This is a genomic window from bacterium SCSIO 12741, assembly GCA_024398055.1.
Lineage (GTDB): Bacteria > Bacteroidota > Bacteroidia > Flavobacteriales_G > Salibacteraceae > SCSIO-12741.
Window position 1 is genome coordinate 3,252,396 of the sequence record CP073749.1, and the last position, 24,010, is coordinate 3,276,405.

Consider the following 24,010-nt stretch of genomic DNA (forward strand, 5'->3'; position numbering starts at 1 on the left):
AGGCTCCCCAATTTCCTCCGTCAGGAAAAAGGGGAGCACTTGTTATATCGGATGTGGGAGATCCGAACTGGGGGGTTACTTTACTATTTCAGGATCGAAAGAGAACCGAGCTCTTCGTGTCGATTCTTTTCGTTTTTGGCATCACCTGTGATTAATTTCCAGGTGTAAACGCCTACTGGAGCAGACTCGCCGGACTTACCAACGGTTCCATCCCAAGATTCATTGTAGTCTCTGGATTCGAATACCAATCCACCCCAACGGTCATAAACCATTACGTGGTAGAAATCCAATTCAAATCCTGTACCAACCGGTTTCCAGGTATCGTTTTTACCATCGCCATTAGGCGTGAAGCTCGTTGGCACATAGATGGTAAAGTCAGGTCTAATGGTGATGTACATGATGGTGTCATCTTCACAACCCAGATTGTTGACCACATCCAAGCGAACAGGGTATTTGCCTGCTTCCTCTTCAGGGAAAGTGAAACGTGCGTTCTGAGTCATGGAAGTATCCAATCCTGCGAAGTTCCAGCGCCATTCTACGAGTTTTCCATCAGATTCGTCTTTAAACTTGATTTTGGTGTCAAGTAGAGTAGTAGGCTGAGGACTCATGCTGAAGGATGCTGTAGGCACTTCGTATACGTCCATGTAGTTCTTTCTTACCAAGGAATCCACACAACCATCGGTACTGGTTACCACCAATTTCACGTCGTACTTACCACTCTGGGTATAGGTCTTGTCAACACTTCTACAGGTAGTAGCACTGGTTTCATCACCGAAGGACCATTCACATTTTGCTGATGCATTGGTCAGGTTCTGGAACCCTACTGTAAGTGGAGGACATCCAGCGGCTGTATCAGAGCTAAAGTCAACCACCGGTTGTGGCATAACAGCGATAGTCACACTATCCATTACTTCTGGTGTACCACACTCATCGCTTAACATCAAGTAGTAAGTAGTGGTTTTCTCAGGAGAAGCATTCGGCTGTGCAATGAAGGCATTAGACAAGCCAACGAATGGTTGCCACAAGTATTTGTATCCGTCTCCTTTTCCACCCAGGGCCTTAGCCTTGAGCTTAGTGTTGGATCCTTTACAGATAGCGGTGTCATTTGGCATTTCGATGGACAAGGAATCAAACAAGTTAACCTTCATCAAAAGTCCGTTCGATGCACAACCGCGGTTGTCAGTTGCATATACCGAGTAGATCGAATTTGCATCCGGACACACATTAGCCACATTGGTTGAACTCACAGATGGAGTCCAGTGGTACTGGTGCTGTGGACTGTTTCCTCCGGTGGAGAACACTTCCAACTTAGCACAAGTAGACACACAAACCGTTGTAGAATCTTGTGGAGTAGTCAACACCATCAATGGTGGTTCAGTTACCGTAATGGCTTTGTTTCCTTTACAACCCTTTTGGTCACGTACAAACACCTGGTAAGTTTTAGCACCTACATGGGTCTTAGTTACCGAGCTATCCAACATGGCGTAGGTAGAATCTGCACCTGAAGTTGGAGGGTAGTAATTGGATCCTGAATCCAGGCTAAAGAAGAACATTCCGTTTCCACCTTTACCCTTGATGTGTAGTTCTGCATCTCCGTATCCATAACAAGTTGGAGCTACATAATCCAGGGAATCCACAATCAGTTCTGGGACCTCCGTAATGGTAAACGTGGTATCCAATTTACATCCGTTCGCATCGCTTACTTCCATGGAGTAACCGTTGTAGGCAAACAACTTGGTGAAAGCAGAATCCTGAACTACTTGAGGTGGGTGAGTTGCACCCGACCAGGAACCTTGCCAATTGTAGTTATATGGTCCGGTGCCACCTGAAGCAGATGCTACAGCCCAGCCATCACCTTGCTTGTAACAGCTGTCGATGAAAGTAGAGAAGGAGTATTGCATCGCGTTGGGTTGAGTCAGTGTATCAAACTCTGGGAAGGCCTTACAACCATTGGCACCTCGAGCAAAAATGATGTAGGTGCCTGCTTTCAATCCGGTAAAGTTTGGAGAGTTACTCCATGTCGCTCCAGAGTCGATGCTGAAGGACAACGGTTGAACACCACCTGAAGCATGAACTGTGATTTGACCTGAGCTGTCGTTGAAACAGCCTAAGTTTTGAAGATTGATAGAGTCGATCACAGGAGCTCCTTGGTTGTACAGTACATCTACCGAAGTATCACTTACACATCCCATGCTGTCCTTTACCTGTAGGGTGTAGGTTCCGATAGGAAGATTGGTGAAGTTGCTGTCTGTTGACCAGCTGGTACCACCATTAATGGTAAACTGGTAGGGCTTAACGCCACCCGTTGGAGAGAAGGCAATTGATCCCTGACCGGTTTGACAATTCGGGTCAGTAAGCACTCCATTGGCCTTAACCGAATCGGCAAATACCGTAATACTATCTACGATGGTACAGCTACAAGTATCTGTATAGGTCAATTTGAGCACCGTAGTTTGCGTCAAAGAAACCTTTGGATTTGGAATACTTGGATCGCTAAACGCAGAGGCTGGAGTCCAGCTAAAGGTACTTTGTCCACAACCTGTGAAATAGGTCGGATTAAGCTGGAAGCTATCTCCGGCACAGATGGCAGTATCGTTTCCGATTTCCAATTCCGCAACCAGGATTTTGATAGAAGCTGTATCGCTACACTTATCGAAAGTATCGGTAACCAATACGTTGTAAGTCTGAGTAGTGTTGATGGTAGCCTCTGGATTTTGCAAGGTATCAAAGTTCAACCCTGCTGAAGGCGTCCACTTATAGGTAAACTCTTTGGGGTCACGAGATCCACAATAGTTCACCTGAAGAGTAGGGCGGTTCAGGTTGTTACTCAAACTCAACATTTGAGAGGTACAGGAAGACAAGGTTCCATAATCGGACAAACAAGTTGGTGCCAATGTAGAAACGTAGGCCACTGACGCATTGGAAGAAGCAGCACCCGAGGAGTTGTCCCAGCAGATTTCTACCAAGAGAGAACTGTTTCCATCGTAGTTGTAGTTGTTGTCTAACTGGTGCGTATTCCAACCAGCAACGGGACTTACCGTTTTTGGGTTGAAAACCGTTACTGCATTTTGCTCCCAAGAGGTCAAGGTTGTCTTGGTAGCAGGCAAACATTTGAGCTTGATGGTGTACCCTGCAATGGAACCGGCACCATTGGTGCTCACCACATTAAATCCGATGGATTCAATGATTCCGGCGGTAACTCCCATGGCATTCAATTCAGCAGCTGTATATAGGAACTGTTGACGTGCCTTAACCTGACCAGCTCCATAAGGACAAGGCCAGTTTGAAGCACCGGTGCTACCCGAACCAGTTGAGTTTGCGGTCGAGTTACTGGTGCTGTACAAGAAAGAACTGGTACAGTAGTTCGTTGTCGTACCACAAGAGGATGGCATGGCCCCCAGGGATAGTGAAATCTGCGTAGGTGTACCAGGACACGCTGGATTCGGCATGGCAGAGACCAGAATACTATCCGGCATAGGTGGAGTAACGGCCACGAATATCGAATCTCGTTTGGTACATCCAGAATCCGAAACAATGGTAAATGGATAGTACTGACTCGTTATTGGAGTGGCTATCGGATTTTGAATGGTGTCGTCAGACAGGGTAGAATTCGTATCCCATTCATAGGTATAAGAGAAGTGGGTTGAATCGGTACCAATAAACAGATTAGCTATGCTATCACTAAAACATATCAGGGTATCCGAAGTTTTGATCACATTGTAATTCTTGGCCGCAACGATCTTAACAGAATCTCGATCCTTACAGGCCGAAGCCTTTACACAGCCCTCTTTCATATCTGACCATACTTCGAGGTAGGTTGTCTTTTTCGGGAAGAATCGTATGATTTTATTCGTGTCCCTCGCATTGGTATCACCCCAGGCATTGACCCCCCATTCAAGGGTATCTCCATAAACGGTATTCCATTTATAACTATAGCCGCCCGAAGCCTCAAGGGTTACGGTATCAAAATTCATACATACGGCTAAATCAGGTCCTGCATAGGTGGAATTTCGAACTTGAACTTCAAATACCGAAAATCCATTACCTGGATAGGTACATCGGTCATCATTGTATACGAGATAGAAGGTTTTTACAGGATTCAGGCCTATGCTCGCCACCCAGCTGAATTTGACCACGGCCTTGTTTCGAGCCAAGTGGGTAACTGTCATGGTGGAATTCGGCATTACCTTATCGTAGTTGGATTCGAAAATAAGGGTGTCCGCTGCATCCGCATCAACAATGGTATCTTCAAAGGTGATAGTATCACCATTACACACCTGGACCGTAAACTTGGACAGCCTTTGAGCAGTTTTACCGGTAACATTGGTGACACCCGAAACATCAATTGGGATGTTGTTTGCACAAGCCGTCACCCGGAACTGAACATCACGTAAGGTTTGAGCCTTCCAGCGACCCGTACAACGTTCGTATTCTTTTACCCAAAAGGCGACCACCCGTTTTCCGGCGGAGGCAGGCGTGAAATCGATCAATCCGGTTCTGGTGTTTAGACTAAAGTTGGCGCCTGGGGCCTGGGCAGTGAATGCACCGGTATAGTTTACACAGGTGGTTTCGTTTTGCATAGCGCAGGTTAGTTCATAAACCAAGCTGTCTCCCTCACCATCAATTGTTCCTAAACCGTAAAGTACGCGTTTACCCACACAAGCCGAAGGAATAGGTTTTACTTCATCCGCAAAATCAGGTGCACTGTTTTGGGGGAAGTTCAAGTTGTCAAATCGGGTTTCTACATACATATTACCCGAGTTGGTGTTTGAGTTAGCCGTATTCCGACAACAACGAGGTTTATAGCCGAACACCCAGTAATTACACTGAGTTAAAGAAATAATACCAAAATATTTGAATCGAAGGTATCCTTGAGCGGTACCATTTCGGCAGTTGGATCGTGGCGTAGTGGCTGGATTTAGCACATTGTCACACAAATCCGATACTTCCTCGGCTACAAGTTGTACTCCACCGGTAGTGGTAGATTGTACTCCTGGGTATGGACCTGCAAAAGGAACGGGTGTGGGAGCTACAAAGGGTAGGTGGTTAAGCACGAAATTGTTAGACGGGCCACCGCTTGAACATTGGTAGGTTACCGTTTCGGTAGCGTAGTTATATGAGGCTCCAGAACAATCGCGGAAAACGGCTGTTTCTATATAATACAGGTATCTTCCCGGAACGGTATCTGGACCAACATACTTAAATTTAATACTACCCCAGAAACGTGAGTAGCATGGGCGCTTTGAAAAGCCAGCGTCCCAGCAATGAATAGAAAAAGCGACAGCAAGGGTCGCCTGTAATTAATGGGTGATGATAATGACATAGTACGATTCGTTTATTGGCTTTCCGGAGATAAAGCTACGCTATACAATAGGGGTAGAAGACGGCCAATTGCTCAAACCGGGAGGTGAATGTATTATTTTGAGTTCTCGTTTTGTGAAATGTAATTAACTGAAAATCAAGTAATTGCAAGGGTTTGGTTTTTTCGTCCATTGAAAGAGCTTTCTTATGGCACGAGATCGGTTTTTTACAAAACCCGAATTTTTGGGAGCACCAAGAAAAAATTCACTTATCCCTTCTACCCGAAGGCATTTTTTTAGTTTAGCAGCGATACCGGACCTATGAAAAGAGTACTTCAGGCATTAGAAAAAATTAATAAGCTCCCCCTCAAGGAGATGCCCTATCAAGAAGGGTACGATCAAGTATTTGATTGGCTGACGGAAATCGATTTCGCACAAGTAGATATTACCGGGTATGAACCTCCCGATCCTGCGGCTGATAATTATTCCAAACGAGTCATTCAAATGAATCCCTTTGAGGCGGTTCTAATTCATTGGCCGGCGGGAATGGAATCAGCGGTCCACCTGCACCAAGGCTTTTGGGGTTTTGTAGCTGTCGTCCAAGGAAAGTTGGAGAACTATGAATACCACCTGGAAAATCGGCAGCTTAAGGAATGGAGGGTGACGGAAGGAATTCCCGGGGCGCTTCTTCAAGAACCTGATGGAGTAATCCACAAATTGGTCAATCCGAGTTCTACTGAAAGTGCGGTTACCATTCATTTCTATTATCCTCCGCTGGAGAGTTATGAGGGAATGAAAATCTTTGACCTCGAAAACTGTCGTTTAGGTATATTAAACGATCAGGCGAATACGGCTTCCTGGGTGGAACCAGAGAGTTCTTTTAAAAAGATCACCGAACAGGCCTTTAAGTTTTTGGCTCTCGATGAGTATAGAACCTCTTCACACTACATTCATCCGGTAATTCCCAAGCCAGCATCCGAAGCCATTCGAAAGGGGTTGAGTGCCTATTATTCGGAACAGGCTCACCAGTATGACTTTTTTGATCTGCAACATGAAATGCGCCGGAAGTACACTGAAAAGATCAATGAACTCATTGCCCGAGAAATTAGAATCAATCATTCTGATACCCAAAACTTCTTAGCCCTGGCATGTGGCACGGGCCGACGAATTACGGAGATAAGAGAACAGGTTGGATTTCACTTCTCTGTTCTTGGAGTTGACTTGAGTGCCGAGATGGCCAACGTGGCAAAAAATCGGGGTATTGAGACTCTTGTTGGTGATTGGCTGGAAGTAGATCTAAACGGCGAATTATACGACGGCGCAACTTTTCTTTATGCCTTTGGTCATTTGGAATCCTCAGAAGTGAGAAGGCGATCGCTGAAAAAAGTACTTAACTCCATTCGTCCAGGGGCACCCGTTTTCTTCGATGTTTTCAATCTGGAAGACAAAAATGAATGGGGCGGTAGGGCTAATACCTATTACCGGGAGCAGAGCCTTCATCGCTTTGGATATGAGCGTGGAGATGTGTTCTATAAGAAATCCGGAGGAGAGGCTGTTGCCTTTCTGCATTACTTTACCGAAGAAGAAGTTCGTAGTGCTTTAGAGGATGTTGGATTTGAAGTGGCCTGGATCAAGCATATTGGATACGCCAAAAAATCAGGCATGGTTCTCGAAACCAAAAATGAAGGATCTTTGTTTGTTAAAGCAATAAAGCCGAAGTAAATGGGAATGGTTAACAATTACCTGAATCAAATTCGACACGAATTTGCCTCTCAAAGTCTGGATCTTGAATCGGTGGAGGATAATCCCATCAACCAATTGGAGAAATGGATAACCGAAGCGGTGGATTCTCAATTGTTGGAACCCAATGCGATGTCGGTAAGTACGGTGTCAACAAATGGTGAACCTACTTCAAGGGTGGTTTACTTAAGAGGATTGGATGACAAAGGGCTTCGCTTTTATACGAATTACCTGAGTCGGAAAGGGCAAGATGTTGAGTCGCACCATCAGGTTGCGCTTTTATTTTTTCATGCTGAGCTTGAGCGCCAGGTTCGGGTCAACGGAAGAATTGAAAAACTGAGTGAGGAAGAATCAGATGCCTATTTCAACGCTCGCCCTGTAGAAAGTAAGCTGGGAGCTTGGGCTTCTGAACAAAGCCAGGAAATTGCTTCCCGACAAACCTTAAAGAATAGGCTTGAAGAATTTCGTCAGAAGTTTAGTGACGATGTTCCTCGTCCGCCACATTGGGGAGGTTATCTCGTTGTTCCTCATCGAATGGAGTTTTGGCAGGGACGTCCTGCTCGCTTGCATGATCGGATGGTGTATACCTTGGAAGAAGCTTCCAACTGGACCCTTAAGCGCTTAGCTCCCTAATTCATGGGACTCAATCCATACCTGGAGCGCAATCGTTTCCTTTCCCGACAAATATCAAGTACGCCGGCTTCTGATTTGAGCTTAGTGGTGGTCATTCCCTCGCATGACGAGCCGGATTTGATTGGATCACTTACCAGCCTTTCAGATTGTACCTTGCCCGAAGGCTCGGTGGAGGTTATAGTGGTCATAAATGCTTCAGAGGCCGATGATCCACTTCTAAAGGAAAGAAATCTGGCATCTCTGAATCAAGCTCAATCCTGGGCTAAGGATCATCAAAAAGAAGGTTTGGCGTATCATTTCATCTTACAAAACGAGTTGCCCCGAAAACATGCTGGAGTGGGCTTGGCCCGGAAGATAGGAATGGATGAAGCTGTTGATCGATTGGATCAAGTGGATAATCCGGAAGGAGTTATTGTATGCTTTGATGCTGATTCACGGTGTGAGAGCAATTATTTTCAGGTCCTGGAAACCGCTTTTGATCAGCATCCGAAATGGGGTGGGGCATCCATCCACTTTGAGCATCCCCTGCAAGGAGGTGCGTTTCCTTCGGATATTTATGATGCGATCACGGCCTACGAGCTTCATTTGCGCTATCACCTCAATGGATTGCGTTATGCTGATCACCCTCAGGCCTACCATACCATTGGATCGAGCATGGCAGTTCGTAGCACTACCTATCAGAAAGAAGGGGGAATGAACCGCAGAAAGGCTGGTGAGGATTTTTACTTTTTACAAAAAATCATTCAGGCAAGTCCCTTTGGTGAGATTACCGATACCCAGGTGATACCTTCGCCGCGAGGATCGCATCGGGTTCCTTTTGGTACCGGAAAAGCAGTGAACGATACCCTCAATTCAGGCCAAGTTGCCTCGACTTATCCCTGGCAGGCTTATGAAGATTTAAAGGGGGTTCTACAATCGGTTATCCTCGAATACCGAAATCATGGAGGCTTCAAGGAAGCCTTTATGAATCATCAACCCGAATCGATTCAGGCCTTTTTAAAGAGCACTGATTACGAACAACGCAAAGCCGATTGGTTGCGCCATGGTACTTCCGAGCTTACTTTCTCCAAGCGGTTTTTCAGCTGGTTCAATGCCTTTCGAGCGATGAAATATGTTCATTTTGCCCGGGACCATTATTATGGTGAGCAATCCTTGGAAGAGGCCTTACCTCACTTAATGGGCGTTTTGAAATACAAAGGAGCCAACCAGTTTTCAGAGTGGCTGCTGTATTTACGCAAGCTGGACCGCAATCGTTGAGTTTTTAAATCCTGATTATTGGGAGGGTCGTATTTGCCTTCCAAAGATAGTTTTAGGGAATAGGCCTGTTCTTCGTCTGAAGTAAAGAGGATTTTGAATCGGGAGGATCCGTAGCCTTGTGACTTCTTAAAAAGACCTTTCAGTTCTTGTCCCAAATTTTCCGTTTGCACCAGACCGATGTATTTGATGCGGTGTTTCGAATCCGCAAATAGGAATACTCCGTGGTGATTTGGCACCTGAAGGCAATCTTCTTTCAGGGTCCATTTCCAGGTACCGGTAATTCTCCAGTCCCGTTCATCTGACTCGTCCCAGATCATCGTAATACAGTTTAGTTCAACCGCAGGGCCGTTGTTAGCAACCCGGCTTAAAAGTGGTATAAGGTGTGTTGTCCACGTGATTTGATGAGAAACTTGTGCTCAACAAATCGGTGGATTGAGGCTGCAAGCTAACCGATGAATTGGAGATTTCAGAACTGGCTACCATAGCTTTAGCATCGCCCAACAAGGAGATGCCAATCAGTAGTGACAGGAACAGAAAAATGGTAATTCTATAGTTCGCTTCTTGCATAATCAGAGATAAAGGAACAACAGAATAAGGGCTTATGGAAAATTATCTTCCGATGCCAAACCAGGTATTTCCGTATGGGTAAAAATACTTATCCTGAAAACCGGGATAAATACGGGAAATGTTAAACCAAGTAGAGGTTTTTGATGATTTCTTTGTGGGATTTGGCCACTGGAATTTCGTGTTCGCGTAGCATTAGATTGTTCCCTTTAATACCATCCACCTGATTGAGGTTTACCGCATGTTTTTTGCTTACCCGGGTAAGGGATTGAGAAGGAAACTTATCCAGTAAGGCCTTAAGCGGATAGGAGAACTGATACGAACGTTTTTCAGTAACCAGAATAGAGTAGGAGCGGTCTGCTTCCAGATACAAGATGTCTTTGATACGAATACGCTCATGCACAAGGTTCCCCTTGATAAAGATGGAATCCTTAAACACCTTGGGAGCATCCAGGTCTTCGTATTTACGCTCCGGTTCAAATACCCGATCTGCTTCAAAATTTTGAAGAGCAATCTCGATCGAGATTAGTAATTGACGCGTATTAAAAGGCTTCAAGATGTACGACGAAGGTTTAGTTTTTCCCGCCCGATCGATGGTTTTCTTGTCCGAATAATCCGTCAAATAGATCAACGGAAGTGAATGGTTTGCCAGGATAGTGCTGGCCGTTTGAATACCATCCATTTCGCCAGCCAGTTGAATATCCATCAAAATAATATCCGGTTCATTCTGGCTCACCGATACAATAGCATCTTCACCGCGATCCAGTTTATCGAGCACCTCGTAGCCGGAGGATTCCAGTTTCAAAGCAAGATCTTCCTGGATCAAAAAATCATCCTCAACGATCAATATTTTAATTTTGCTCATCTTCCTACTATAACTAAATTGCGAGACCTATACGAAGGTAACACAACAAATGAAGAAGTATTTCCTCAATTTTCTAATTCTTTTTTCCGCACTGACGGTATTTGGTCAAGAATTTAGAGGTAATCCCCTTATTCGAGAAGGGGATAATACTTTTATAAACAACGAATTACCTAAAGAACTCCGTTTAAAGTTAATTAATTGTTTGAGTCAGGATATTTCTTCCGAGGATAAGGTTCTTTGCTTGCTTCAATTGGGACAGCAATATCAATCGGAAGGTGAGCATTTTTTGGGAATAATTTGTTATAAATCTGCTTTACAATTTTCAAATTGGGAGGCGAATAAAACCTATAAATCTACTTCATATCAACTGTTGGGCTATAGTTATCAAGTCATTGAAGAGCTTGACACTTCAATTTTTTATTTTCAGAAGGCTTTGAAGGTATCAAAAGCGTCATTGGATTCAGCAGAGATATCAAGTATTTATAACAATATAGCCATGAGTTATTCCCTAAAAGGTGATTTCTCAGAGAGCCTTAATTCCTTTAAAAATGCGGCGAAAATTTTTGAGGAATTAGGTGACCGTGAACAATATGCTGGCGGGCTTCACAATATCGGTGTAATTTACAAGAGAATTCACTTCGATGAAGAGGCACAGAAGGTGTTGTTTACGGCTATTGACATTTTTGATGAGCTTGGTTTGAATGGGAAAATGGCCTCCTCTTATAATACATTAGGGAACATCTTTATTAAAAATAAGCAGTTCGATCAAGCACTTAAATACCATCGGATAGCATTAGAACTTAGAAGGGCCGAGGGTGAAGATTGGGGAATTGCTGGTTCTCTCAATAACTTAGGTCGGACCTATCAGGATATGGGAATTCTAGATAGTGCTCTATATTATTATGGCAAATCATTGAACATAAAGAGAAAGATTGGAAATGGAAGGTATATGACCTCGACTCTTGACAACATTGGAGATATCCATCTGCTCCAAGGAGAATTTATAAGTGCCAAAGACTTTTATAAGGAATCATATACATATCGTCAAGAAAATCAGGATAGTGTTGGACTCTTGGTCAGCGATATCAATCTTGCTCGAGTTTTGGTTAAAACTGCGAGATATGATGTTGCGGAAGAAGCTCTGATTCGATCTGAAAAGTTTGCCCAGAAACAAGAGGCTTTAAAAGAACTTCGAACAATTTATGAATTATTGACCGAGCTCTATCAAAATCGAAATGAGCATGGAAGCGCTTTCATGTATTCTGAATTATTGCGTAACATCAGTGACACTTTGCTTAATGCTGATAAACAAAGGGCGGTTATGGAATTGGAAGCGCGCTTCGATGTAAGGCAAAAACAAAAAGAAATCAATTATCTAAAACAGATTGAAGAGGAAAAGGATGAGCAATTAAAACTCCAAATTGCTTTTAATACAGCGCTAATAGTTGGAATGATTATCCTCCTGGGACTGTTGGTGCTGATTTACCGGTTATTTGTAAATAAGAATCTATTGAGTAAAAAGAATGAAACTCTTCTCAGGGATATGCATCATAGAGTAAAGAATAATCTTCAAGTGTTATCCAGCCTTTTCAGTTTGCAGTTAGGTAAATTGGAAGATGGGGAAGCGAAAGAGGCCCTTGTGGATAGTGAAAATCGAGTAAGGGCCATGAATTTACTTCATCAACAGCTATATTCTAAGCCGAAAACAGTAACAATTAGTTTACAAGAATACGTTACTGAAATGGTTGAAGAGATAAAGATATCCTACCACAAATGGTCTTCACAGTCTAATTTGGTTTATCAAGTTGAACCCATAGAATTGGATGCAGACGCTGGTGTTTCGCTCGGGTTAATCTTAACAGAGTTGCTCAGTAACTGCTACAAACATGTGGTACCGAACACTTCAAATGCAGAAATGAATCTCTCGATTTATAAAGACGATTCCAGTCAGATTGTATTAAAAATTTCAGACAATGGTCCAGGGTATTATTGGGAAGAAAGCAGTAAAAAATCATTTGGGTTGCGGTTAGTGAAGCTCCAAGTTAAACAATTGAATGGTGATATCAGTCAAGTTTCCCCTAATGAACTTATTATTAGAATTCCACCCAAGTGAAACTCCGATTGTTCAAATTAAATCAGAGCTTCACTAGTGTGGTATTTCTTTAAAGTGATTCAATCATATTGTATACGAGTTCCAGACTGTCTGATACAATCAATGTGTCAACGATTGGATCAAATCCATTCTTTTCAATTTGCAATACATATTGACCTTGTGGCATATTTGAAAAAACACATTCTCCGAACGAATCTGATGTTCTTACTTCGCTGTAAATTCCCTGCGGTTCAGAGCGCATTCCGATTTCGACACCAACCATAACCGATCCATTCTTACCAACGTTGATTTTTGCTGCCATCAAGTCGTCATCTACGCCGGTTCTTATTTCTTTATTAATAGTCGGAGGAACAGGCAATTCCTGAGAATCCACATTGGCGCTGCTCTGAGGTGTAAATTCCTCTTGTTCTTTGGAGCATGAAGTGAATGCCATTGTAGCGATTGAAACAATTGTGAATACGTACCCGAATTTTGTGATTACCTTTTTCATCTTTCTAATTTTTAAATAGTTATACCGAATAATTAATTTTTTTGACTTAGTTTCTCTTATTCAAGCAGACAGGATGAAATGGGGCATAGTAAGTCCCTTGTGAGTTGGGCTCATTTATTGGACCAGAGTGGAGTGAGATCTCATGAAGGTGAAAACAACAAAGCGGCTGTTTCCTCAAATTACGATTTGGGCAGTAGATCCTGCTCCCTGGACTTGATTCCGAAACTGCTCAGCAATTTCATTGTCCTTATGAATTCTTGATTTTCTCTGCTGGTGGCAGAATTATTTATTTATAGTCTAAGGCCTGCAAAAGTTTTGCTTTTGATATTAACTTCTTTTGTACGACATGACTTAAATAAATTGTTTTGTAATTTGATTATCTGGTTACTCGCTTTTCGGCAAAAGAATATATTTTTCGTCAAACGGGAAACAGAACTCTCCCTATGGCCAGAAATCGCTATCCTGGCATTCCAGTCATTCGAAGAATGACTTCATAAAATGAGTATATTCGACGAAATTTTTTTATTCGCTATGAAAAAGGTCCTTTTTACCCTGCTATTCCTGGGATCACTGGCTCAGGTATTCAGCAAAACTGGTGACACAACCAAAGTAACGATCCACGATCAAACCCATTGGGATTGGAACGGTAACTTCTACGAAAAGGGGCTGCTCCCGGACGATTCCAAGACTTACGAGAAGATTGTTTTGAGATTTAGACTCGGTTGTCCATCCCAAGGTTGCAGCGGATGGGACTATACCGGACAGGTTTTCTTGATGGATACGGGGAAAGTTAGATTGGTCGAATTGGCTCGCTTTATCACGCCCTATGCGGGAGACCGTCAAAATGGATGGTTCCGTGATTGGTACTTTGATATCACCGATTTTGAGCCTCTTCTACACGATTCTGTAGAGATTAATGCTCGTTATGGGGGATGGCAAGATGGATTTACCGTAACGCTCGATTTTCTTTTCATAGAGGGTACGCCTCCAAGGGATGTAAACTCGGTTGAAAAACTCTGGATGGGGAGCTACGGATATGGCCATGGAAACAATGAAATCAACGATAAGTTGACCCCCATTAGTTATGATTTTAAAGCGGAGGACAAAACATCTATGCTTCGTCTTATTCCAACTGGACACGGAGCTGATCAGCAATCCAATTGCTCGGAATTTTGTCCGAAGACCTATGAAGTAAAAATTGATGGTACTCCTACCTGGACCAAATCGGTTTGGAAAGACGATTGTGGTGAAAACGGTTACTGGCCTCAAACAGGTACCTGGGTGTACAACCGAGCCAACTGGTGTCCCGGTGATAAAGTTCCAACACATGACTATGACTTGAGAGGAGTGGTGACTCCCGGACAAACTCATACCCTGGATGTAGATTTTGAAAGCTACACCACTTCGGGAGGAGCTTCTTACATTTTTACTGGAATGCTTTTCAACTACGGTGATTTCAATTTTGAAAAGGACGTGGAGCTTTTGGATATTAAAGCACCAAACAGCTACGAAGATTATGGTCGCTTAAATCCAATTTGTGGAAATCCTGTGGTACGCATTCGTAACCGCGGAAGCGAAACCCTGGAGTCTGTAAAGATCATTTACGGTGTAACAGGAAAAGACCTGTTGGTGTACGAATGGACGGGTAAGCTATATGCCCTGGAAGAAACGGATATCACCTTGCCAGATGCGGGATGGTTGTTCAACGATGTTTCCAAAACTGAATTCGTAGCCATGGCTTCTTGCCCAAATAACGGAGTAGATGAGTACGAATACAACAACCGCAAAACAACGGTAGTAGAGCACGTTAAAAAGGCGAATTCCACCGAGGTTGTAGTATGGGGAACCATGAACAACTCTCCAAGCGAAAACGTAATTATCCTCTCTGCTTCTGACGGATCAGAAGTTCGTAGATGGGAAAATATGGGAGCAGGTCAATCTTTTCAGGACAATGTAACCTTGACGGATGGATGTTACCAATTGCGTATTACCGATACCCGTTGCGACGGATTGAGCTTCTTTGGTAATCAATCGCAAGGTAGTGGTACTCTTCGTCTACACAACAAAGACTTGACAATCATTCACCCTTTTAACCCCAATTTTGGTTGTTCTGAGACCATCAACTTTTCAGTAGGAGCAGGTATTACCAAAAAGCCAGATAACGTGGCTGTAGCATCTGATTCGGTTTGCTTGTCTTTGGGAACGGATAATGGTGAAAGCCACAGTTTCTTCTCCTCTAATAACGAGCAATCTTTGGTTTTGTATCCTAATCCAACGGAAGGTAGTTTCTTGATCAATTTTAGTTCTCCAGAGCCTACGCCTCTTACGGTTCGTATTTACAACTTAGAGGGTAAGGTAGTTTTTGAAAAGGAAGTTCAGGAAGCGTTGAACTATGGCGAGATGATCGATTTAAGCGATCAGAAGGCCGGTATGTACATTTTGGAGGCCAATACCCCTCAAGAGTACTTTCAAAAGAAAATTAGCCTGATTCACTAAGCAGAATCGGCACGGCATAAAAAAATCCCCTTTCAACCTGTTTGGAAGGGGATTTTTTATACTGAAAGCTCGCTCTCGTTAATCGGCAGTTTCTTTTTCTTCTTTGGCGGTTTTTTTCGCACTGGCCTTTGCTGGCTCTTTTTTGGCTGAGCTCTTTGCGGGGGCTTTTTTCTTTTTCTTTCCTTGTTTCAAGGTTTCAATTTCAGCTAAGCTTAGGTTCTTACGGTTAGGTTGACGGGTTTTGCCAGCGGAACCTCTAAAACGTTTTCCCTTGGCAGTTTTTTTATCTCCTTTTCCCATATATCATTGAATTTTTCAATTAGGCGAACGTCTAATATAAAGAATTTGAAGGAAAGGGTCAAGGTTATTGGGTTGATTATGAGGAGGAAGGAGCTTGGTATAGGGCAAAAAAAAAGCCTCCGCAATGGCGGAGGCCTTTTTTATGCAATCATTGTGGCGATTAATTTACCGCAGTAGAAAGTTCAGCACCTGCTTTAAACTTCACCACATTTTTAGCGGCAATTTTAATTTCTTTTCCTGTTTGAGGATTACGGCCAGTTCTAGCCGATCTTTTGGACACGGAGAAAGAACCGAATCCTACCAAAGCAACTCTGTCGCCTTTCTTAAGTGCGCTTGAAGTAGAGTCAATCAAAGCATCTAGGGCTTTTTTAGCGTCAGCTTTAGAGATCCCAGCTCCATTAGCCATTGCCTCTACCAATTCCGACTTGTTCATCGTGTAATTTGTTTTTAGTTAATAATAATAATTCGATACCAAATTTATACGAAAATGTACACGGGTCAAGGGTTGCCGGGTGAAATGCACCATTTTGTTGAAAAATCGGATATTTTGTTAATAAACTACCGGAATCGCCAGCGTCCATGCGGGTTTAGGGCAATTTTAACCCCTTTTTGGAACGTTCAACGATATTCCCAAATCGGGACAAAATCAATGTTGGTGATCAGACCAAATTCGATCTTCGCCTAAAAACTCTGGGGTTTGAATGGATAAAACCTTAGCAGGTACAGGGGATCGGGTTTTAAAGGAATGTACCACCCCTTGGGGGATTCGCACATAATCGCCGGGCTTTAGTTCCATCTTATTGGTACCCAGGTAAAAGGTGCCTTCGCCTTCCAAAACATAAATGCACTCGGTGTGCTCGGCATGGTGATGAGGTCGTACGGTATCCTTTACCCAAATCAAAAATGAAGACTGATTGGCATCGGTGCTCAGTTTTTCTACCGTGATGTTGTCTTTAAAGACTTCTGGAGTGGAGGTGGGTAAATGAATCGCCTCTTGTGCCCAACCGGTGGCAACAAATCCCAAGGATAAGAATAGTAGTGTAACAGCCTTCATCTTACTAAAATAGCAATTCGGGTTGATCATTGAGACCACGAAGCAGATCGGCCACAGGCATTCGCTTCTTGCCTTCCAACTGTATTTGAGTCAGCCAAAGAATTCCTCCTGATAACCGGACGCCCAATCGGTCTTTTTCAGATAACTGTTGAGGCAGGTCTATTGAAGTATCGTCATCCTGAGCTTCGAAGATGCTTGAGTACACCTTCAATTGTTTTTCGGTGTCACCCACTTTTACCCGGGTAAACGCACCTGGAAATGGAGCCAGTCCCCGAATATGATTGTGTATATCCTGAGCGGATCGATTCCAATCGATCTGGCAATCCTCTTTAAACAACTTTGGGGCTTCACGAAGAACTTCGCCTTCACTTTGGAACTCATCCTGGTGTCTGGGAGTTACTTTTCCGTTTTCCAGGGCATCCACGGTTTTTACCACCAAAGAAGCGCCCAAATCCATCAGGCGATCATGAAGATCTCCAGCGGTATCATCGGGACTTATATTTTCCTTTTCCCGAAACAGGATATTTCCAGTATCGATGGCATGTTGTAAAAGAAAGGTGGTTACTCCGCTTTCCGATTCTCCGTTCATAACCGCTCTATTGATGGGAGCAGCGCCTCGGTATTGGGGCAGCAAACTGGCGTGCAGATTAAAGGTACCCATGGCGGGCATGTTCCAAACGGATTCTGGAAGCATTCGAAAAGCGACCACAATTTGTAGATCGGCCTGCCAATCTTTAAGGGCTTGTTGAAATTCTGGATCCTTGAGGTTGGTGGGTTGAAGTAGGGGCAGTCCAACAGATTGGGCGTATTCCTTTACGGCAGAAGGTCTAAGTTTATGTCCTCGACCAGCTGGTCTATCGGGAGCGGTTATGACTCCCACCACATTCTTTTTAGCTTCCACCAAAGCTCTTAGGGAAGCTACCGCAAAATCGGGTGTACCAAGAAATACAATGCGCATTAGTCTACTTTTTAGGCGGGCAAATATAGCGGATAAGAACAGGGACGCCTACAAGCGAGCAGTCAATTCTAAGCGATATCCGGCATCGGTAGTGATACTTAGTTGACCACTGAGTTGTTTAGCCCGCATTTTCATGTTGCTCAATCCTTGCCCATCGGATTTGGTTGGTTCTGCAGCTGAACCATTATCCTGAACGACCAGTTTGAACTGACCTTTTTCCTGGCTAATGGAGATATGAACTTCTGTGGCATTCGAATGCTTGGCAATGTTGTGGATGGCTTCCTTAAACAGCAGGTAGCAGTTGTGCCTAAACTCCAGCGATAGTCGTTGCTGACTTCTCAATTGGGATTCATCAAAGTGAAATTGGATGTCGAGTGGGCCCAGCATTTCTGCCGCAAAATCTTTCATTCGATCGGTGAGATCTTCCGCCCGGTCTTTACGAGAATCAATGGACCAAACGATGTCACGCATCGATTTGACGGCATGTCGACTGGTGGTTTTGATGGAGTCCATCTCTTTTTGAGTCTCTTCTTCATTATAGATTCCTTCACCAATGAGATCCGTTTTTAGAGAAATGCGGGTGAGAAGACTGCCGACATCATCGTGTAGGTCGCTGGCAATTTTTAGGCGAAGTCGATCCAGTTTTTGAAATTGATTGATCCGATAACGATATACACCATATACGATGGCCAGTGAACTGAGAATGACCAAGGATATAAACCACCAGGTCTTGTAGAAGATTTGGTGAACCTTTAAGGGAAGTGAAATCTCGGCCTGACTCCAAAAGCCATCTCGCCCCTGAGTCTTTACTTCAAATTGATAGTTTCCTGGAGGAAGTCGGTTGAAGCGAACCTGATGATCGGGCCCCAAAGGAGTCCATTCATTGTCCAGACCCTTTAACCGATAGGCATATCGGTTGTTGTCGGCGCTAAAATAATCGGTGGAGGCAAAGCGGAAGGTGAAAAATTTATCGCCTGGATAGAGGTGGAGCATTTCCCCCATTTGAGGAGAGATAGATTTTATTTGTCCCTTATCACCATCGAATTTTTCAAATCCGGAAAGTACAACCGGGAAGTTGTTTCGGGTGGATTCATTTTTGGATTTTGAAAGATGAACGACGCCATTCATACCTCCAAAAAATAATCCTTTTGAACCAGCGGTAAATGCGCGATAATTAAACTCATTGTGAGGAAGCCCCTGAAGGGTGGTGAAATTCTTAAAGCTCTCTTCCTCGGGATTGAAACGACTCAATCCTTGGTTGGTGCTAATCCATAAATGATCGTCCTGGGCTTGTATGGCATGTACCTGGTTATTGGGTAATCCGTTTCGCGTGGTATAATGTTGAATTTCGCCTGACTCCGGATCTAAGCGATGCATACCGGTTGGTGAACCAATCCAAAGGAAACCGTTCCAGGATAAAACACATCGGATGGAATTGCTGCTTAGCCCCGAATTTTTGTTCCACATTCTTTTTTGACCCGATGGTGGATTGATGGCCATAAGCCCCGATTGATTGGTGCCCACCCAAATGATCTCATTCGGATCTTGGCATAAGGCGGTGATGTGAAGGGTGGAAAGGTTGATGACAGAATCGGAAAAGGGCAAGGAACGAATGCTCTGTTCGCCAGGACTTATTTCATTGATTCCTCGATCGGTCCCTTGAAGTATTCGTCCATCCTTCAAAGGCAAGAGGCAGGAACCATAACCCGTGGAATTTCCAGAGGGGATAAGGTGATCCATTTCACCAGAGCTCAAGTTGTAAACCAATATTCCCGGATCAAACCAATTCGAAATCCAGAGCAGGGAGTCACGTTGGTGCATACCATAGGGAAGGATCTGGTATATCTTGCCTGAACTGAAGTAACTATAAGGTAAGAGTTGCGATTCTTTACCTGTATGATCCAGTACATAGATTCCCTGATGAACTAAACCGGCGTATAATTCACCTGAGCTTCCTTCTTCCAAGCTTCGAATGCTGTTTCCAAATCCATTTCGGTTCAATTTGCCCACGAAAGACAGCTGAAATGGTGAGGGATCGTCCAACAGTCTAAAAAGCCCAAAATTGGTTCCCATCCACATGGTCCGATCTCGACTCTCGTAAAAGTAGGTGGTGACATTGGTGCCTTCTTCGAGTTGATCTATTTTCAGGGAGTCTGTACCCGATGTTCTTTCAATCTTGACCCAAGAGCCTTGTTGATACCATAAACTTCCACGATGATCATAAATCTGATTAACGGGCATGTGTTTTCCAAGCAGCCGTGGCTGGGTTCTTTTGGTATACACCTGTTGACTCAGGTTACATTCAAACATTACCGTGGACTCCGATTCACAGAAGCAGCCGTTGAGCACAAAGTCTTGGACGGAAGTGTCCTGAATGAATTCCTGGTTGCGCCGATACGGTCCATGGACTTGATAGGCTTCCTCAGTTTTGCCAGGTAAGGCATCGGCTAAGCGAAAGTCAGCAACCACATCAGGAATCTGTATTCGGTCTATAACCTTTCCTTGGTCATTTACCTGAAGAAACTCCAACGTATTCGTTGGTCGGATCCAAATTCTTCTTTGACGATCTTCAAATACATTGGCGAGGTAGCGATAGGTGGTGTCGTTTTGATCATCGGTGACTAAAAAACGTTCAAATTTTCCTCCACCGCGATAGATGGCATAGTCGTACAAAAACTCCTGGTCGGGGCGAGTGCGGGATTGAAGGAAAATAGTCCTGGAATAGGCTGTTGGAGTAATTTCATAAACACCTATAACATCGTCGAGCCCGGGAAAAACTTCGGCAGCCGAGAAAGATTGAAATTCCCCGGTTTGAGGATCGAGCAGATTGAGTCCACCTTCATTGGCAATCCATAGGATACCTGAAGTATCGCATTCCAGATCATGAATATAGCTGTTGAGCAATCCTTCTGGCTCTTCCAGGTAGGGGGTGAATTGATAGCCGTCAAAACGATTTAGCCCATCTCGGGTTCCAATCCACATAATTCCTTGATGATCTTGGGTAAGACAGGTTACATGGCGGAAAGAAAGCCCCTCCTTCATACCGAGATAATTAGACGGAATCGAGTGATTTTGAGCTTCGCACCAACTGCTCAATAGCAACCATATGATGATCCCAAATACCTGAGCTGCCCTTTTCATCAAGAGCCAAAATACAGAAACGATTGGATCAGACCTTGGTATCTTGCCATTTACCTTTCCAGAGGTAGAGGTAAACCAAGGAGGCAAAGAAGCCGAAATAGACGTATTCGGATAACCACGGATGATACAATTCAACACTGTCAAAATGGGCGAAATACCAGGCCGTGATGAGGTAGATGAATACAGAGATACTCTCAATCCCTAAACCAACCAGGGTTTTTCCAGTTCCCGATAGGGTTCTGAAACCAACAATGACAACAACGAATACAAACAGCACCGAAAAAATAATGCTCAATACCGGTTTGCCCATTTCGATCAATTCCGGTCGATCGGTAAAGGGGGCCAGCAAGTTGCCACCGAAAATGAAGTAAAGTGGGAGCAGTCCGGCGGCAATAGCCAGTCCCACCACATTGGTTCTTTTCAGGAGAGTATACACGTGGTTAGATAATCCTTGGCCCATGAGATTTCCGGTAAGTGTATTGGCTGTGTCGCCTAATCCTAAAACTGGAATAATCAATACCATATAGAGGCTTCTTACCATGTGCGAAACGGCCAGTTCATCCGTCCCCAAATGCTCAATGATCATAAAGAATCCCAGCCAGGCGGAGAAGGAAATGGTGTTTTGAATCATCAGTGGGGTACTGATTTTGAACATCCGCATAAAACGATCGCGATCAAGACCTTGCCACTGAAAGAGTCTGTATTTCCGGTGATCCAAGCCCCAAATGGTGTAACTGATCAGAATGAGCGTTGCCGTTAACTCCGCTAAGTTGGAGGCCCAGGCAGCTCCTTCAACACCCCAGGCGGGAAAGCCAAATTTTCCAAAAATTAAGCAGTAGTCCAGGGCTACGTTGATCAAGGCTGTTATGGGGGTTACAATGCCAATGATTTTGGTCTTGGTGGTTCCTATGTAAACCGCAAAAAAGGTGATGTTGATGAAGTTAAAGAAGACCCCAAAACTTCGTGACTCCAGGAAGCGAACATTGATATCACGGATGTCATCACTTTCTACGAGGTACTGCAATACTTCGGATAAACCGGTGTGCAAAAAGGTAAAGATGAGTATACCCCAAAGCAGTAAAAAGAAGGAAACGTGCTGATAAAGGGATCCGATGGATGCATAATTCCGTTCTCCGTTGCGCCGGGAAATCATGATTTGAGATCCGGTGTTGAACCCCATTCCAATAAAAACCAGAAGAAAGAAAATGAGTCCTGCGTTTCCCACGCCGCCCAATTCTTTTTCTCCTAACTTACTGAGAAATAAAGTATCGGTGAGGTTGACCAGCGTCATCGACAAACCACTGACCATAATCGGTGCAGCAATTCGTAAGATGTTATTATAACTAATGTTTGCAGGAGATTCACTCATGGTTTCGGTTCCTCAGCATGGAGGCGCAATATCTGAAAATTGACCGAAAGTTGAGCAAACAAATTGTGCAAGGGAGATTCAATGGCCGTGTAGTCTTCTTTTACGATGGACGTGAAGCCATAAGACATTCTAAAATCTACCAGAAGAGGTTTGTATTGGTATTGGAATCCGAGTAAGCTGCCGTAGTCATGAAGGTTCATTTCCTTGGCCAAATCTCGTTCTTCTTCTGTTATTTCTTGAGAAGCACCGACATTTCCTCTGATGTATGCCTCAGAATTGCTCACGGCCAAACTGGCATAGTACATACCAGCCATCAAATGCCACTTTTTGTTGAAGGAATACCGGGCCATGATCGGCGTTTCGAAATAGTAGTTGTCAAATTTGCCCCAGGTTTCTCCATTAAACACAGTTTCAATGGTGGCCGTGATAACGGTACCATTGGGTGTGGTAATGGTCTCTTCATCCTGGTATTCAAAGTCGATCAGTTTTGAGCTGAACTCGGCTGCCTTGCGGTTAAAATTCCCCTCAATCCAAATGGACCATTTTGGCGAAAACTGATACATAAAGAAGACTCCTACATTAGGTCCCATCAACGGACTTCCCTTACTGCTATCCGGAATTTCACCGGTGGGTAAGGGAAAGCCAACCATGGTGCCCAATTTAGGGCCAAAGGTCAATTTACCTTTTTGGGCAGCTAAGTCATTTCCCGAAAACGAGAAACAAAGAAGAAGTACAGCAAGCTTTAAAAGTTTCATTGAACGACAATTCTACCGGAACCCACCGGTATTTGCTGCTGCGTGATTTCGTAGAGGTAGATTCCCGGATCCAGATGGCTTACCTCAATCTTGGAGAGATCTCGGGTAAGTTCAGTTCGCATAACTTCACGTCCTTGAAGGTCTCTAACCACCAGGGGAAAGACTTCTTGGTGAAGCCCATCTATATTGAAGTAAACAAAGTCTGATGCAGGATTTGGATAGGCTGCCACGCGAACAGAGGTTTGATCATTGAGTGCTATACCGGTTTCACCGGCGTACAAAATTTTGACATGATCGATGTATAAGGCTGAGCCGTTACCTCCTTGAAAATTGGCTCCATCTCCACTCGAAGTGAAAATTATTTGGATCGAGTCAGGGGCATCGTTCGATTTGTAATCGAAGAAGAGGTTGAACTTGGTGTAATCCGTTACCGTTTTGGTTTGATCGGCGGTTGGTAGTGCGGCGGTGGCAATGATTTCCTGTTTTTTGGTACTTGAATTCCATCGGGTAAGTGTTGCTTCAATTTTACAATAGTCGTTACCTACAGGAATGTATTTGTAGAAACCCACGAATCGTTCTGGGCGACCATTCCAGGGTTTACCCATGTGCACGGCTTTTGCCGGATCGGTACCACCCTTGTAGTCTCCTGCCATTAAACTACCCGCAGCAATTCCAAAGGGAAAGCTGGTGGACTGTAACAAGCAGGCATAAGGTGCATCATAAGCATCTGTGGTTTTTAGGCATGTTGGTGAAAAGGCAATCGTCCTTGTTCCCATATTGCTGGTGGTCCAGAAATTACTGGGAAGGGGCTGATCAAAAGCAGGGTAGGTTTGACTTCCTACGGTTACTTCATCGAAATGCTCCCAGTCCCAAAAGAAACCATTATCCAAATAGTCTTGAGCATAAACGGGAGATAGGCATACTAAACAAAGTAGGGTGTTCCAGAAAGTTTTCATAGGAGCCAATTTACCAAAA

General features: G+C 43.9%; 18 protein-coding genes. 5 read left to right on the plus strand and 13 right to left on the minus strand.

The features are described 5' to 3' along the window. Positions 1 to 83: 83 nt before the first annotated feature. Complete coding sequence (locus KFE98_13885) at positions 84 to 5,054, minus strand: gliding motility-associated C-terminal domain-containing protein (GenBank protein ID UTW61101.1); 4,971 nt, start codon at positions 5,052 to 5,054, stop codon at positions 84 to 86. A 567-nt stretch (positions 5,055 to 5,621) separates the two neighbouring features. On the opposite strand from KFE98_13885, the gene KFE98_13890 reads away from it, so the two are divergent. The 3 genes from KFE98_13890 to KFE98_13900 are packed head-to-tail and all read left to right on the plus strand — an operon-like array spanning position 5,622 to position 8,930. Continuing rightward, positions 5,622 to 7,022, plus strand: a complete 1,401-nt coding sequence (locus tag KFE98_13890; protein ID UTW61102.1) for a methyltransferase domain-containing protein — start codon at positions 5,622 to 5,624, stop codon at positions 7,020 to 7,022. Positions 7,023 to 7,028: 6 nt separating this feature from the next. Beyond that, the gene (pdxH, locus tag KFE98_13895) at positions 7,029 to 7,673 is read left to right on the plus strand and encodes a pyridoxamine 5'-phosphate oxidase (protein ID UTW64714.1); all 645 of its coding nucleotides are present in this window, start codon (positions 7,029 to 7,031) and stop codon (positions 7,671 to 7,673) included. Positions 7,674 to 7,676: 3 nt separating this feature from the next. After that, positions 7,677 to 8,930 carry a glycosyltransferase family 2 protein gene (locus KFE98_13900; protein UTW61103.1) on the plus strand — a complete coding sequence of 418 codons (1,254 nt, stop codon included), beginning with the start codon at positions 7,677 to 7,679 and terminating at the stop codon, positions 8,928 to 8,930. Here KFE98_13900 and KFE98_13905 read toward each other — a convergent pair. From KFE98_13905 to KFE98_13915, 3 genes are all read right to left on the minus strand, one after another. Continuing rightward, the gene (locus tag KFE98_13905) at positions 8,843 to 9,247 is read right to left on the minus strand and encodes a hypothetical protein (protein ID UTW61104.1); all 405 of its coding nucleotides are present in this window, start codon (positions 9,245 to 9,247) and stop codon (positions 8,843 to 8,845) included. The genes KFE98_13900 and KFE98_13905 overlap by 88 nt on opposite strands. 34 nt (positions 9,248 to 9,281) lie before the next feature. Further along, positions 9,282 to 9,497, minus strand: coding sequence for a hypothetical protein (locus KFE98_13910; GenBank protein UTW61105.1), 216 nt, complete (start codon positions 9,495 to 9,497; stop codon positions 9,282 to 9,284). 121 nt (positions 9,498 to 9,618) lie between these two features. Continuing rightward, complete coding sequence (locus tag KFE98_13915) at positions 9,619 to 10,359, minus strand: response regulator (protein UTW61106.1); 741 nt, start codon at positions 10,357 to 10,359, stop codon at positions 9,619 to 9,621. Positions 10,360 to 10,408: 49 nt separating this feature from the next. Here KFE98_13915 and KFE98_13920 point away from each other — a divergent pair, with 49 nt between their 5' ends. Then, positions 10,409 to 12,472, plus strand: a complete 2,064-nt coding sequence (locus KFE98_13920; protein ID UTW61107.1) for a tetratricopeptide repeat protein — start codon at positions 10,409 to 10,411, stop codon at positions 12,470 to 12,472. A gap of 49 nt (positions 12,473 to 12,521) precedes the next feature. On the opposite strand, the gene KFE98_13925 is transcribed toward KFE98_13920, so the two are convergent. Continuing rightward, a complete protein-coding gene (locus KFE98_13925; protein ID UTW61108.1) occupies positions 12,522 to 12,962 on the minus strand; it encodes a carboxypeptidase regulatory-like domain-containing protein in 441 nt (146 codons plus the stop codon). 531 nt (positions 12,963 to 13,493) lie between these two features. Between KFE98_13925 and KFE98_13930 the strand changes: the two genes are divergently transcribed. Next, positions 13,494 to 15,458 carry a T9SS type A sorting domain-containing protein gene (locus KFE98_13930; GenBank protein ID UTW61109.1) on the plus strand — a complete coding sequence of 655 codons (1,965 nt, stop codon included), beginning with the start codon at positions 13,494 to 13,496 and terminating at the stop codon, positions 15,456 to 15,458. 78 nt (positions 15,459 to 15,536) lie between these two features. On the opposite strand, the gene KFE98_13935 is transcribed toward KFE98_13930, so the two are convergent. The 8 genes from KFE98_13935 to KFE98_13970 all read right to left on the minus strand — a co-directional run bounded on the left by KFE98_13935 (position 15,537) and on the right by KFE98_13970 (position 23,991). After that, positions 15,537 to 15,758 (minus strand): 30S ribosomal protein THX, encoded by a 222-nt coding sequence (locus KFE98_13935; GenBank protein UTW61110.1) that lies wholly within the window; start codon positions 15,756 to 15,758, stop codon positions 15,537 to 15,539. A gap of 160 nt (positions 15,759 to 15,918) precedes the next feature. Then, positions 15,919 to 16,191, minus strand: coding sequence for an HU family DNA-binding protein (locus KFE98_13940; GenBank protein ID UTW61111.1), 273 nt, complete (start codon positions 16,189 to 16,191; stop codon positions 15,919 to 15,921). A gap of 213 nt (positions 16,192 to 16,404) precedes the next feature. Beyond that, entirely contained in the window at positions 16,405 to 16,812 is a 408-nt protein-coding gene (locus tag KFE98_13945) for a cupin domain-containing protein (GenBank protein UTW61112.1), read from the minus strand. 4 nt (positions 16,813 to 16,816) lie between these two features. Further along, positions 16,817 to 17,770, minus strand: coding sequence for a methionyl-tRNA formyltransferase (gene fmt / locus KFE98_13950; protein ID UTW61113.1), 954 nt, complete (start codon positions 17,768 to 17,770; stop codon positions 16,817 to 16,819). Between the two features lie 48 nt (positions 17,771 to 17,818). Then, positions 17,819 to 20,911, minus strand: coding sequence for a hypothetical protein (locus tag KFE98_13955; protein ID UTW61114.1), 3,093 nt, complete (start codon positions 20,909 to 20,911; stop codon positions 17,819 to 17,821). A gap of 28 nt (positions 20,912 to 20,939) precedes the next feature. Continuing rightward, a complete protein-coding gene (locus KFE98_13960; GenBank protein UTW61115.1) occupies positions 20,940 to 22,280 on the minus strand; it encodes an MATE family efflux transporter in 1,341 nt (446 codons plus the stop codon). After that, positions 22,277 to 23,035: a PorT family protein gene (locus tag KFE98_13965; protein ID UTW61116.1), complete on the minus strand. Its 759-nt coding sequence runs from the start codon at positions 23,033 to 23,035 to the stop codon at positions 22,277 to 22,279. Before KFE98_13965 ends, KFE98_13960 begins: the two co-directional genes overlap by 4 nt. After that, complete coding sequence (locus tag KFE98_13970) at positions 23,032 to 23,991, minus strand: PCMD domain-containing protein (GenBank protein UTW61117.1); 960 nt, start codon at positions 23,989 to 23,991, stop codon at positions 23,032 to 23,034. Before KFE98_13970 ends, KFE98_13965 begins: the two co-directional genes overlap by 4 nt. Between the last annotated feature and the right edge of the window lie 19 nt (positions 23,992 to 24,010).